Here is a 13,278-nt window from a genome sequence, read left to right on the forward strand (position 1 = left end):
TCCGTCCCGAGCCAACGCCCGCACCGCCTGGAAGAGGCACCACGATGCCCGTGCCCGCAGAAGAACTGAAGCTGGAGATCGTCAACGCCGCCACGGGGCAGCCTCTCGGCGCCCGGGCCGTGCCGAGCGAGGACGGGGCGCTCGTCGTCCGTGACTTCCCCGACGACGGCCCGCCTCCGGAACGGTGGCGCATCACCCCCGCACAGAACAGCCAGGACGACCAGGCGTATGTGATCCGCAACGCGGTCGGCGACAAGGTGCTCGACGGCCCCGCCGCCGCGGACGGCGGCGTCCGCCAGGGGAATGCCGCCGCCGACAAGCAGAGTCAGCAGTGGCACGTCGTCCCCGTCGAGGGCGAAGCGGGCCTTTACTTCATCGAGGACGTGACCGACGGCGCTGTTCTCGACCTTGACGACTCCGGCGAGGACGGTGAAGACGGCGTCCGGATCGTCCTGCGCGAGTACGACGACAGCGTGGCAAGCCAGCGGTGGCGTTTCGTCCCGGCCGAGCCCGAGCGCATCAGCGACCCCGTGCTGCGGTGGGCACCGCTGAGCCACTGGAACGGCCGCCGGTCCTGGCGGCTGGCCCACTCGGCCGCGCTGCGGCCGGCACCCGACGCGACGCCCTCCTTCAGCAACGTACTGCTGGTGCTCGAACGGTTCGGAAGCAACAAGGATGCCGGCGAGTGGAGCACCGTCGGGTCCAACCGCTCTCCCAGCGGGCTTCCGGGCGGGTGGGCCGGCCTCGGAGCGCGGTTCCTCGCCGACACCACGGGAGACGGCTGGGACATCGTAGGGCTCAAACCCGGCAAGGGGGCCGTGACCTCGTCCGGCAGAGGCGACGGGACGTTCGACGACGAGGAACGCCTCCTGCACCAGTACGCGGCCTCCGCGAGCCCTCAAGACCTGTGGACCCTCACCGACACGACGGGCGAGGGCAGCCTGCACGTCGTCGTGCTCGCCGCCGACGGAGTCCGGGTCTCCCGCCAGGACGAGGACGGCAAGGACGGCGCGTTCGCGCCCGCAGGCGGCGAGCCGGCCCTCAAGGCATTCGGCCACGGCCCGCAAGCCGGCGGCTGGCATGCCGACAAACACCCCCGCTTCCTCGCCGACACCACCGGTGACGACAGACTCGACATCGTCGGCTGTCACGAGGACGGAGTCTGGATCTCACTCCAGGACGAGGACGGTACCTTCGCACCGATCGGCGAGGAGCCCGTCCTCCGCGCGTTCGGCCACAGTGAGGACGCGGGCGGCTGGCTCGCCCACGAACACCCCCGCTTCCTCGCCGACACCACGGGTAACAACAGGCTCGACATCCTCGGCTGCCATGACGACGGAGTCTGGATCTCACTCCAGGACGAGGACGGTACCTTCGCCGAACCTCTATACGTCCTCGACGAATTCGGGGTCGACCAGGGGTGGAGCTCGGTCCAGGAACACCCCCGATACCTGGTCAGAACCACCGCCGACGGAGCTGTGGACATCGTCGGCTTCGGCCCGCACGGTGTCGTCGTCTCCCGCGGGCGCGGCGACGGCACGTTCGAGCCCGCGCAACTCGTCCTGAACGACTTCGGGCACACCCAGGGATGGACCGGCGAGAAGCACCTCCGGCTCCTCGCCGACGTCACCGGCGACGGCAATCCGGACATCGTCGGCTTCGGCGACGAGGGCGTCTGGGTGTCGCACAACCACGACGACGGCAAGTTCGACCAGGCCCAAATGGTGTGCCGCGGGTTCGGCCACAACGACGACGCGGGCGCCTGGCGCGTCGACCACCATCCCCGCTTCCTCGCCGACATCACCGGCGACGGCCGCGTCGACATCGTCGGCTTCGGCGGCCCCGGCGTGCACGTGGCCCGCAACCTCTTCCGCCGCTTCAGGACCCGATAACCGCGCCCCAGCGCTATGGAGGCGCTATTGAGGTTTCTGGCACAGGCCTTGGACAGCGTTCACGGAGCCTCACCTCGGTGCTCGAATTGGAGGAGTTGAGAAGCGATGGGGCCGCTCAATTCCTGTAGCTTCGCTTCTCGGCCATCGCACTGGCAGTGGCGAGGAGCAGCGTGACGGTGACGCCGTCAGCGATCGCGGCTGATTCCCCAGGTTCATCGCCACGGCGGCCAGGGCCACGGCGAGGCGGCAGCCCAAGCCTTCCACGGCATACATGACGGAGCACGCAGCGGCATGCACCGTGACGGCTCCTCGTGATCGCTCCAGAACCCAGAGGGCGTCGCCGTAGCCAGATCAGGTGGGCTGACGAGCGGCCCATTCGTCGTCGACGATCGCGTGCACGACGGAGTCCCGCCACTGCCCGGCTTTCTGAACGTGAGACCGAATGACACCCTCCTCGACCATCCCCGCGGCCGTCATGGTCTTCGCCGAGGCCTCGTTGAGTGGAGAGCGTGCACCCCATACGCGGTGAAGGTGCAACTCCTCGAAGGCCAGGCCAAGCAGAAGGTGCACGGTCTCCAGGCCGTAGCCCTTACCCCACGTGTCCGGGCGCAGCGCGAAGCCGAAGGTGGCTCCGCGCTGCTGGTGCGGGTCGGTGGCGAGTCGGCCGAACCCGATCAGGTCGCCGGTGTCCCGTTGGACGACGGCGAGTGCGTATTCGGTCCGTGGCTCTGCGGTGGCCGAGGCCGCCGACCGGGCCACGATCTGCGTGACTTGGTCGAGGGTGCGGGGCTCGAACGACAGATGTTCCGTTGCTGTGGCACTTCCATAGATTTCGTGCACCGCGGCGACATCGTCGAGGACGAGTTCGCGCAGTTCCAGGCGCTGGCTGTGGCGGCTGACCGGGTACATGCCGGGGATGCTACTCGCGTGGCGCTATGGCGGAGGTGCCGGTGGAGCGCTGTGGTGGGTAGATTTCGATCTCCTCGCGCAGGCTGCGTGCCTGGATGGCTGAGCGGACTGGGCCGCTGTTGAGTGCCTGGCGAACACGCTGTGCAGACACGACGATTCCGTTGTTCCTGTGGGTCGTGGGCAGTTCGAGCACGGGCCGGATCGCTTCCGCGGCGCCGTCCAGCTGCCCGTCGTGGAGACGGATGAGTGCGAGGTTGCACTGTGCGCCGGCCAGGTCGCCGAACGCCCAGAACGGGGTGTCCGGATCGCTGAAAGAGTTCACGGCGTCCTCTGCCTGGGCTGCAAGTCGCGGGTCACCGTTGCCGAGCAGCGCCTCGGTTTCCACGGTGTAGTAGAGCTGCTTCGGTTCCGAGTAGGTGAACAGGCCACCGAGGCGGTCGAGGTCGTCGAGCTCGACGCTCTCCCGCCAGATGCCGGCCTGTTGGCTGGCGGTGCGCGCGGTTTCCGCATCGCTTTGGACTGCTGCGGCGCGTGATTGCAGGCCGAGGAGCCACAGTTTCACTGTGCCGTTGAGGTTCGTTGCCATTTCCACGCCCCGCTGGGCGTAGTGGTAGGCGTCTGTGGGCTTGTCCGCCCAGTACGCGATCAGTGACCGCAGGCCTTCGACAAGGGCCATGAGTCCTTGATGCTCCGCGTCGCGTGCGCATGCGGCTGCGACTCGGGTCATCGTCATGGCCTGGGCGCGGTCTTCGAGGTCGTTGAAGCCCTTCGCCACGAGGAAGGACACCACCGCGGCTTGATAGTTCAAGTCGCGCAGCTTGGACGGCTGCCGGACCCGGCCGCCTTCAAGAGTACGGAATATCTGATCTTGCGTCGTGAGGAGATCACCCCAGATGTCAGAAAGGGGCTGCCGCGGGTAGGCGCCGACCAGCCGGACTACCTCGTCGCCCAGCAGGCCGAGGGTGTCTTCCCCCACACTGTCGCGATCCGCGCCCATGAGGAATTCTTTCGCGCGCTGCACAGCCATCGCGCCCGTCCTTTTCATGTTGATCATGTCCATACCGATGGGATCGGCATGGTGTGCCAGAGATGACACACTGGACAGATGGGGGAAGGTCGGGACCGTTCCTGGTGGAACTTCTGTCCACAGGGTCTCAAGGCTGTAGTTCGCCCAGGAGACAAGGACGCGCCGCGAGTCGCCCTGCGGTTTGCGCTTGCCGTAGTACCAGGCGTGAAAGGTCGTCTTGGCAGGTTCCAGACCTCTCAGCCCCATCCCCTCGGCGACCTTCTTGAACTGTGGGAGAAAGTCCTCGTAGGCACCCAACTCGCGTTCGTCGAGCCAGTACCGGAAGAACGTGACCACTTGGTGCCCCCATCTCCATCCATTCCGTGCATCACTTCGTCGACAGTAAGCTGCTTCCCTCCTCAACTTGCCCCATTCAGACCGCACTTAACGGTCCGAGGAGAATCCGAGAAACAGACGAGAAGCTGCGTCGTCGAGCGGCCAGGAACCGAGTAGAGGACGGGGCTGGATCCGCATCGCCACGACTGAAACGCTCGTATCCAGTCCTCGCAGAGGGTGCTGGCACGAGCACAATCGTGGAAGCAGAGGTATCCCGTGAGCCCGCAGATGACGAGCACCATGCTCCTTGCCCTCCGCCCTGCGGGCGCGCAGGCAGTACCCGGAGCCTCCTTCCGTCTCCTTCCACGCGAGGGCCTTGACGTGGCTTTTGTCCGCTCCAGCGAATCCATGGGCGGTGCCATTGCGGAAGAGGACCGGCTCTGGCCGCAGCAGATGCGGCGGGCCGTCCGGGCCGGATTGAGCCGATGGAACCGACCAGACATCACCGAGGCCGCTGAGCTCCTCGTCACCGAGTTGGTTACCAACGCGCTCAGGCACGGTCGAGGCGACGTCCGTGTGCGTGTGCACCTCGCCACCGGCCGTGTCCTGATCGAGGTGCAGGACGGCTCCCACGAGGTCGCTGTGCCGCGTAACGCCACGCCTGTTGACGAGGACGGCCGCGGCCTCCTTCTCGTCACCGCCATCGCCGACGACTGGGGGGTCAGCCCCGATGGGACGACGACCTGGTGCTCCCTCCTTCTGCGAGATGGAACAACGGCATGAAACTCGTCGTGGTGCCGGCCCCGGCCCCAGACGACTGGTCCGCCGGCCCCCTCCCCCGCCCAGACCGAACGTCTACACGCTTTCATGAAGTATCAATTCAGACGCCCATTTCCCGGCAGAGCAATGAGTCATCTCGGAATGCACGTCGTTTTATGGACACGTGAGCGTGGGCGGGGTCACCGTCCACCGATGAGTAAAAAGTCAGTCAAGTGCACGGTCCCACTGTGAAGTTAGATCACGTTCGCACCTTGCAATTGGAACGGGGCGGGTCGATAGACCTGGGGTCCGCTCGCGTTCCACACGGTTGGATCTTCTTCGTTCGCGGGGTGATGTGGTTGTGATGGGTATGGGCAACAGACACTCCTGCACACCAGGTGACCATCACGATCCGGCGGCAAGCACATGCGCGGTGAAGCGGTACCGAGGGTACAGCCTTGTCCAACTCCCGGAACAGCTGCGCATCGGCATGTCGAACCCATCGTCAACGACAAGATCGCGGAGTCAGAACGAGGTGGAACATTCTGTTCCGCCCTTCCTCCGACTGGCACCTACGGTGACAAAGGATCGCTACCCCGAACCTGCCCTCGAAGGAACGAGCGAAAACTTACGCAACCAGCCCCGGGGTGGCCATATCGCTGGCCCGGGCCACAAGCAGCCTCACTTTTTAGAAACTCGCCTGATTCTATTATTTGTCGGCACCCCAAGCTTTATACGACGGTAATCGCCGGCTGTACCACTGCGCACCGTCGAGTAACCAATCCCATGCCAATCGATCGCCAAAGGAGTCAGCCCATGTCGGCGCGCTGGATCGCCGTGCAGCCGCTCGCCACTCGGGAGAGGGGAGTGAAGGCAACCACCGTGGGCGCGGCTTCGTTACGCCGGGCATGGCCACAGACCACGCGAGACGTGTTCGCCAGCTGCCATGACGCCGATGTCTCCGACGAGGTTGCCGAAGTCTGGGGGAGGGCAGTGCACGCCGGGTTCGACTCGACACGCATTCGTGAGGGCGTTCGCACGGCGAAGTCGTGGAAGCAGGCTGGGGTGTCTCCGCACCCCCGCACCCTCGTGGCAGTCACGCGTGCGCTCACCGGCTACCTCACGTCGCTCGTCCCCTATGTCTCGCTTCATTTGGAAACGCTTACCCCTGGAAGCCGCGCCTGGGCCTCGTGTCGTGAGGCGATAGAGCGCTCGCACGAAGCGCGTGACGCTGCTCCGAGCGAGGGTGTCCAGGCGGCAGGGGAACACGCATTCCGTCTCGCAGTGCAGACAGAGGTGCTCCTTCGGTACGCGGAGCAGCACACCGAGCAGAGCGGAGAATGACGTGGCCCGGTCCTACCTTGGTGCTCGCCACGGGCGAACTCGCCGTGCTTCTGCTTTTCCACCAGCGCAGGGAACACACCCGGTGGAAGAGATCACTCCGGGACGTGTTCGACGTGGTCTGCGGCTGGCCAGCGCGCGCTGGGGCGCTTTCTGCCTCGGCGCCGCCATCAGCATCAACGAGGGGGTGCCACGTATACCCGACGCTGTCTCGTTCGGCGTACTTACTGAATGGCATGCGGCGGGGAAACTGGGGCTTCAACAGCTGGCTATGACGATCATGGAAACCGAACACCCTTTGTGGTTAGGTGCGCCCGACGACCCGGTCCGGTACACGCCCGGCATCCACAAGCCCTTCGGCGGGGCGGAGCGTCATGCGACCTGACCACCCCCTGCTCCTCGCCCCCTCCGACACACGTGATGTGATGCCGACCGACTCTCTGGCCAGGTCGTCGAGCGCCCGAATCCACAACTATCTGCTCGGCGGGCGCGACAACTACGCCGTGGACCGTGCCGTTGCCCAACGAGCCGCCGGCAAGATGCCGTTCTTGCCCAGTGCCGTCCGCCAGGAGCGCATGTACGTGCTCTTGATGGTGCAGGCTCTGGCGATCGCAGGGATCAGACAGCTGGTCGACTTCGGCTGCGGCATGCCTCATTCTCCCGACCCGGTGGACGTCATCACTCGTGTGCACCCGAACGCGCGCGCCGTGTGTATCGACGGCGATGCCCTGGTCCACGCTTTCACCAGCGCCCTGTTGCGGGTCGGCGCGCCAGCTGCGGTCGCACACTTGCATGCCGACATCCGCGAGCCCGAGTCTGTCCTGGCCTCGCGAGAGATTCTCAAGACGATCAACTGGCGAGAGCCCGTGATCCTGCTGTTCGGCAGCGTGCTCCACCACATCGACGACACACCCGCTCGCCCTCTGTCGATGCTCGTCGACCAGTACAAGAAGGTCGCCGCTCCGGGCAGTGCCCTCGTGATCACGCATGCCACGGCGGACTTCGCCGGCAAGCCCGCTCGCAAGGCGGCCAAGGCCATGACGGCCGCTGGCTGCCCCGTCTATCCACGGACAAAAGAGCAGATCGCCCCGCTGTTCAACGATTGGCACCTGGTCTCCCCTGGACTGACCGAGCCTCAAGTGATGCCCCTGGAAAACCCGGTCCGCCCACAGACCGCGTCGTACGCGGGCATGGCCCGGAAGGGGAAGTTAAGAACTGTCGTGGGAGACGGCGTATTCCCGGGGCCTGACCAGCCGTTCACCGGTACAGCCCTCGGCACCTTGGCTCCATGCCAGAGGCCGTGGCAGCACCGCAAGCACCAACCTTCCAACGGAAATGGGTAATCGGATGACTGCTCTTGATGGCTCGACTGTTCGCAATCCCGACGCGCTACGCGCGGACATGGTCCGCGCGCTCCGTGACCAGGACGCGATCACATCTGAGCCCGTCGCAGCCGCCTTCTCCGCGGTGCCCCGGCACCGGTTCGCACCCGAAGCACCTCCGAGTCTCGCCTACGATCTTCACAGCACTGTGCCGGTCAAGAAGGACGATCATGGCCTGGTCCTCAGCGTCATGTCCGCCGCGCATCTCCAGGCCGTGATGCTGGAGCAGGCCGACATCGAGCCCGGTATGAAGGTCCTGGAGATCGGCTCCGGTGGCGTCAACGCCGCGTACCTCCAGGAACTCGTGGGACCCGGCGGAGAGGTCACCACCGTGGACATTGACCGCGACATCGTCGACCGTGCCCGCCTGTGCCTGGACGAAGCCGGATACACCCAGGTGAAGACGGTCGTCGCCGATGGCGAGAGCGGCGTCCCCGATGGCGCCCCGTACGACCGGGTCATCGTCACCGCGGCCGCCTGGGACATCCCCCCGTCGTGGATCGGCGGACTCGCCGAGAAGGGCAGGCTCGTCGTCCCACTGACGGTGTGCGGCACCACCCGCTCGATCGCCTTCGACCACGACGGTGACAGCCTGATCAGCCGCTCCTACGGCCTGGCGCACTTCGTGCCCATGCAGGGCGAAGGCGCCGCCGAGGAACGCAAGGCGATGCTGCGGGACGGCGTCGTCGTGCGGACCGACAACGTACGAGTGCCCCTCAGCGCCCCGGCCCTGAACCGTGCCCTGGACGCCCCCCGGCTGGAGCGCTGGTCGGGCGCCGCCTACGACCTGCCCGACGAACTGGACCTGTACCTCACGCTCAACCTGTCCGCCGTCGCCCGGCTGCATGCGGACAAGGAGGCCATCGAGCGCCGACTCGTCGAAGCTTCAGCCCTGCTCGGCGTACCCGCCCTCGTCAGCGAGGACAGCATCGCGTACCGCACCCGCCGCGAGAACGAGGAGACCGGCGGCTACGAGAGCGGCGTGGTCGCCCACGGCCCGCAGGCCGAAGCCCTCGCGGACGAGTACGCGCATCTGCTCCGCCGCTGGGCCCACGACCACCGCCGCCGAGGAGCTGCGACGTTCCGGTACCTGCCGGGTCCCGCCCCCTCCCCCCTGCCCCAGAACGCCGTACCGCGGCGCCACGGCATCGTCACGGCGACCTGGAACTAAGCCCCCCCCCGACCCGTCTCCGGGCCCGGGGACCACGCACCATCATTCAACTGCCCCTGAAGGAGGCACGCATGACCGTTCAGATGGAGCACCCTGTCACGCCCGCGCAGTCGGCCGCCGAACAGCAGGACCTCACCGACTTCGACCTGGACATCACCATCGTCGAAGGCGGTCCCGCCGCTGACCAGCTCATCCGCTTGACCAACGACGGCTGCAACTCCACGTGCGCGACCGCGTGCGTGAGCTGCCCGTAAGCAGCACCGAGCCGCGTTCACCGCGGTGCCCGGCCGGCACCTGCTCCACGAGGGCGGCCGGGCACCGCGCAGCCACAGGAGGGCGTGTGTATCGCTACGTTGACGCAGCAGCGGTCCGGGCGTCCGTGTGGAGTCCAGATCAACAGACTGTCTGGCCTGATCTGACCGGCCCAGCCGCGAACCCGGCAGGGTGGCGGGCATGGCTGCAGCTGACCTGGGCGGAGGAGTTCACCGCCGCCGTCGCAGCCGCCAGCCCGGACCTCGCGAGCCGAGTGGACCAGATCTGTGCCGGCCGATCGTTGCCCGAACCCGCCGTGCGCCGCACGGTCCTCTCCGTCCTGCGCTACCTGCTGCGCGCACGCACACGCGCCACCCCGTTCGGTCTGTTCGCCGGAGTCGCGGCAGCCCGCATAGACACCGCGCCCGCACTGGAGGTAGGCGCTAGGCACCGCGCCGTTGCACGACCGGACGCGGCCCACAGCACTGCCCTCGTCGACCGCTTCGAGAAGCACCCGGTGCTGCGGCTCCACCTGATGCTGCTCACCTCCAGCCTGATCGTCGAACGCGACGGACACTTGGTGATCGAGCACCGCCCCATCGGAACACGCGAAGGCACCCCCGAGCGCGTACAGATTCGCGTGACGGGACCGGTCCGTGAAGCCCTCGGCTGCGCACGGACCCCGATCCTGTGGAGCGACCTCGTCGCAAAGCTCTCCAGCAGCTTCCTGGGCGCCTCCTCCAGCGCGATCGAGAACCTGCTCGCGGGCCTGATCGAGCAACGCTTTCTGCTCACCAGCCTCCGCCCGGCGATGACGGCCACCGACCCACTCGCCGCCCTCCTCGGTCACACACAGCACCTCTCCCCCGCCGAGGCAGCAGACTTACGTAAACCTGCGAGGACCGCGCTCGACCTGCGGGTGGACTGGAACCTGACCATCCCCGAGTCCGTGGCCCTGGAGGCGGCAGCGGCGGCGAAGGCACTGACCCGCCTCGCGCCCCGTGCGGCGCTGACCGGATGGGCCGAGTGGCACGGCCGGTTCCTGGAACGTTACGGGCCGCGGGCAGTCGTCCCCGTCGTGGACGCCATCGACGCCCTCGGATACCCGTCCGGCTACCTGGGCGCCACCACTACCTCCGCCCCCTCCCCACTACCCGATCGCGATAGCCGACTCATCAAACTTGCCCACACCGCCGGAATGCAGCGCCGCCTTGAAGTCGACCTCGACGACGCCGCTCTGGAGGACCTGGCCACCACGGATCCTGGCCTCCCCGTCCAACCGAGCACCGAAGTGACCGTCCGCATCGACGCAGCCAGCATCCCGTCCCTGCGGCAGGGCGAGTTCACGCTGCATGTCGTCGGGGTGGCACGCTCGGCCGGAGCGACCACCGGCCGCTTCCTGGGCATGCTGGACGCCGAGGACCGCCGCCGTATGACCGAGGTGTACGCGTCACTGTCCGGAGTGCACCACGGCGCGCTCGTCGCGCAGATCAGCTCCACCCCGCTGTCCGTACGCGCCGAGAACGTCGCGCGCGCCCCGCAGGCGACCGAGCTGGTGATCTCTCTCGGCGACTACCACAGCACGGATACCGGCCTCATCCCCGTGACAGACCTTGCGGTGACCGCGGACGCCGGACGGCTGCACCTGGTCTCACTCTCCCGCCACCGCCCGGTGCACACGCTGCTGCTGAACGCCGTCGATCTGGGCCGCCACACGCATCCACTGGCCCGATTCCTGACCGAGGCACCGGTCGCGCTGGCTGTCCCGTGCACCGGATTCATGTGGGGCACCGCGGCCTCCAGCCTGCCGTTCCTGCCCGCACTCCGTTACGGCCGCACGATCCTGTCCTCGGCTCGCTGGCTTCTCGCCAGTGACGACCTCCCGGCCGTTCCGGTGCCGTGGCCGCAGTGGGACGAGGCCCTGGCTCGATGGCGCCGCGAGGTGCATCTGCCCGAGCGGGTGTGTCTGAGCGAAGCCGACCAGCGCCTGGCCCTGGACCTGGCGGAGCCCTCACACCGGGTCCTGCTGCGCACGCACCTGGACCGCGACGGGAAGGTGGTCCTGCACCCCGCACCGGCACCCCGGGACCTGGGCTGGACCGACGGCCGTGCCCACGAAGTCGTCATCCCCCTGGCCGCAGACCAGGACGTGGCCCCCGTCCGTGCGGGGGGCCACGTCGTCGGCCGCGAGCACGGCCACCTGCCCGGTTGCGACAACCGCATCTATCTCCAGCTCCATGGGCACCGCGACCGGCAGAACCCGCTCCTGACCCGGCGCCTGCCGGCCCTGCTGGAAGAACTGGGCGGCCCCCGTTGGTGGTTCGTCCGTTACACCGACGGCGGGGACCACCTTCGCGTTCGGCTGGTCTGCGCGCCCGGCACACTCGGCTCCGCCATCGAACGCGTCGGCGAGTGGACGCGCCAGCTTCGGCTCAACGGCTTGATCACCCACGCCAGTATGGAGACCTACCACCCGGAATCAGCGCGGTTCGGCGGTCCCACCGCAATCGACGCGGCCGAGCACTATTTCGCCGCCGACTCCGCCGTAGCCGTGGCCCAGCTTGCCGCCCAAAGCGGGAAGGGCGCGCCGGACGCAGACGCGGTGACCGCCGCGAGCATGGTGGACATCGTCACGGGTCTGCTCGGCGACACCGCCGCGGCGATGCACTGGCTCATCGAGCACACCCTCACCAACCGAGCCGCTCCGCCCCGCGCCGTCTACCGCCAAGCCGTCGATCTGGTGAACGCCGGCCCATCGCGCCTGGACGAACGCGTGACCACGGCCTGGACCATGCGGCGCGCGGCACTGGTCACCTACCGCCACGCGCTCACGGGCGCGGCCCTGGACCCACACGACCTGTTGCCGGACCTGCTGCACCTCCACCACGTCCGGATGCGCGGGCCCGGGCTGCCCAAGGAGCGCACGCACCTGCATCTGGCCAGAGCTGCCGCACTGAGCTGGACGGCACGAGCAAGGAGGACACCGTGACCACGACAGCCCTCGTCCCCACTGCGCTGTCGACCGCCGACAAGCTGGCCCACGTACTGGCCGACCCGAGCACCGTGTGGCCCCGCGGCCGGCCCGACGGCGGCCGGGCCTGGCCTCAGTCGCTCGCCGGCGGCGCCTCAGGCATCGCCCTGCTGCACATTGAGCGCGCCCGTACCGGCCACGGCGACTGGGACACCGCTCACACCTGGCTGACCACCACCCTGCGCGGCGACATCAGCGCGGCGGCCAACGCGAACCTGTACTTCGGTGCTCCCGCCCTCGCGTTCATCACGCACCGCGCGGCCAGCGCATCGAGCCGATACCTCCGCCTTCTGGAACGTCTGGATGCGGCGACCTGCGCCGTCACCCGGAAACGCCTGGCAGAGGCCCACCAACGCATCGACCGCGCCGAACGGCCCCCCATGGAAGAGTTCGACCTGATCCAGGGCCTGTCAGGCCTGGGCGCCTACCACCTGAGCCGTCATCCCCACCACGAGATCACCCGTGACGTCCTGGTCTATCTTGCGCGCCTGACCGAGCCCTTGCCCGATGCGACCGGACTGCCGCCGTGGTGGATGGACGTCGCTCCCACCGGCGCACCCCACGCCGACTACCCCGACGGGCACGGGAACTTCGGTCTCGCCCACGGAATCGGCTCCGCCCTGTCCGTACTCTCCCTGGCCCTGCTGCGCGACCTGACCGTGCCCGGCACGGTCGAGGCAGTCGAACGGATATGTGCCTGGACCGACCAATGGCGTCAAGGCAACGGGACCGCGCCTTGGTGGCCGGGCCATATCTCAATGCGGCAGGCGACCGACCGCCACGTCCCTTCCGGCCTTCGCCCCCGCCCGTCCTGGTGCTACGGAGTCGGCGGCACCGCCCGCGCCCAGCAGTTGGCCGGACTCGCCCTCCGAGACCCTGTGCGCGTGCAGGCCGCCGAGAACGCGATCCTCGCGACCCTGCGCGACCCGCTTCAACTGGACAAGCTCCCCGAGATCGGGCTGTGCCACGGCATGGCCGGACTGCTGCATGCCGCGTGGCGGATGGCCACAGAGACGGGCAACAGCGAGATCGCTGCGGAGCTGCCACGCCTGGCCAACCGCCTGATCACCGCACTCGACCAGGAGGACCATGACCCGGAACTCCTCGACGGTGCAGCCGGAGCAGCCCTCGCCCTGCACACCCTCGGCACAGGCAGCGCGCCCGCACCGCACTGGGACACCTTCCTCGCCCAGGCGTGA

Annotated in this window: 11 protein-coding genes; 9 read left to right on the forward strand and 2 right to left on the reverse strand. The window is 67.9% G+C overall.

Annotation, left to right across the window (positions count from 1 at the left end; all coding sequences use genetic code 11):
- Positions 1 to 44 precede the first annotated feature (44 nt).
- Positions 45 to 1,892, forward strand: coding sequence for an FG-GAP-like repeat-containing protein (locus tag AOK01_RS21865; protein ID WP_055514268.1), 1,848 nt, complete (start codon positions 45 to 47; stop codon positions 1,890 to 1,892).
- Positions 1,893 to 2,243: 351 nt separating this feature from the next.
- Here AOK01_RS21865 and AOK01_RS21870 read toward each other — a convergent pair whose 3' ends face one another.
- Together AOK01_RS21870 and AOK01_RS21875 are read right to left on the reverse strand one after the other, a co-directional pair.
- Entirely contained in the window at positions 2,244 to 2,801 is a 558-nt protein-coding gene (locus tag AOK01_RS21870; protein WP_055514270.1) for a GNAT family N-acetyltransferase, read from the reverse strand.
- Between the two features lie 10 nt (positions 2,802 to 2,811).
- A complete protein-coding gene (locus tag AOK01_RS21875) occupies positions 2,812 to 4,164 on the reverse strand; it encodes a hypothetical protein (protein WP_245702352.1) in 1,353 nt (450 codons plus the stop codon).
- A gap of 255 nt (positions 4,165 to 4,419) precedes the next feature.
- Between AOK01_RS21875 and AOK01_RS21880 the strand changes: the two genes are divergently transcribed.
- From AOK01_RS21880 to AOK01_RS21910, 8 genes are all read left to right on the forward strand, one after another.
- Positions 4,420 to 4,926 (forward strand): ATP-binding protein, encoded by a 507-nt coding sequence (locus tag AOK01_RS21880; RefSeq protein WP_245702353.1) that lies wholly within the window; start codon positions 4,420 to 4,422, stop codon positions 4,924 to 4,926.
- 792 nt (positions 4,927 to 5,718) lie between these two features.
- Positions 5,719 to 6,246, forward strand: coding sequence for a DUF6415 family natural product biosynthesis protein (locus tag AOK01_RS45235; protein WP_055514272.1), 528 nt, complete (start codon positions 5,719 to 5,721; stop codon positions 6,244 to 6,246).
- Positions 6,247 to 6,328: 82 nt separating this feature from the next.
- The gene (locus AOK01_RS43645; RefSeq protein ID WP_157871419.1) at positions 6,329 to 6,628 is read left to right on the forward strand and encodes a hypothetical protein; all 300 of its coding nucleotides are present in this window, start codon (positions 6,329 to 6,331) and stop codon (positions 6,626 to 6,628) included.
- Positions 6,629 to 6,668: 40 nt separating this feature from the next.
- Entirely contained in the window at positions 6,669 to 7,586 is a 918-nt protein-coding gene (locus AOK01_RS21890; protein ID WP_245702357.1) for an SAM-dependent methyltransferase, read from the forward strand.
- 4 nt (positions 7,587 to 7,590) lie between these two features.
- On the forward strand, positions 7,591 to 8,796 hold the full coding sequence (fxlM, locus tag AOK01_RS21895; RefSeq protein ID WP_055514274.1) for a methyltransferase, FxLD system: 1,206 nt from the start codon (positions 7,591 to 7,593) through the stop codon (positions 8,794 to 8,796).
- Positions 8,797 to 8,867: 71 nt separating this feature from the next.
- Complete coding sequence (locus tag AOK01_RS21900) at positions 8,868 to 9,050, forward strand: FxLD family lanthipeptide (protein WP_055514276.1); 183 nt, start codon at positions 8,868 to 8,870, stop codon at positions 9,048 to 9,050.
- 86 nt (positions 9,051 to 9,136) lie between these two features.
- On the forward strand, positions 9,137 to 12,037 hold the full coding sequence (locus AOK01_RS46180; RefSeq protein ID WP_055514278.1) for a lantibiotic dehydratase: 2,901 nt from the start codon (positions 9,137 to 9,139) through the stop codon (positions 12,035 to 12,037).
- Positions 12,034 to 13,278: a lanthionine synthetase C family protein gene (locus AOK01_RS21910; protein ID WP_055514281.1), complete on the forward strand. Its 1,245-nt coding sequence runs from the start codon at positions 12,034 to 12,036 to the stop codon at positions 13,276 to 13,278. The genes AOK01_RS46180 and AOK01_RS21910 overlap by 4 nt, the downstream gene beginning before the upstream one ends.

The sequence above is a fragment of the Streptomyces aurantiacus genome, from assembly GCF_001418335.1.
GTDB lineage: Bacteria > Actinomycetota > Actinomycetes > Streptomycetales > Streptomycetaceae > Streptomyces > Streptomyces aurantiacus.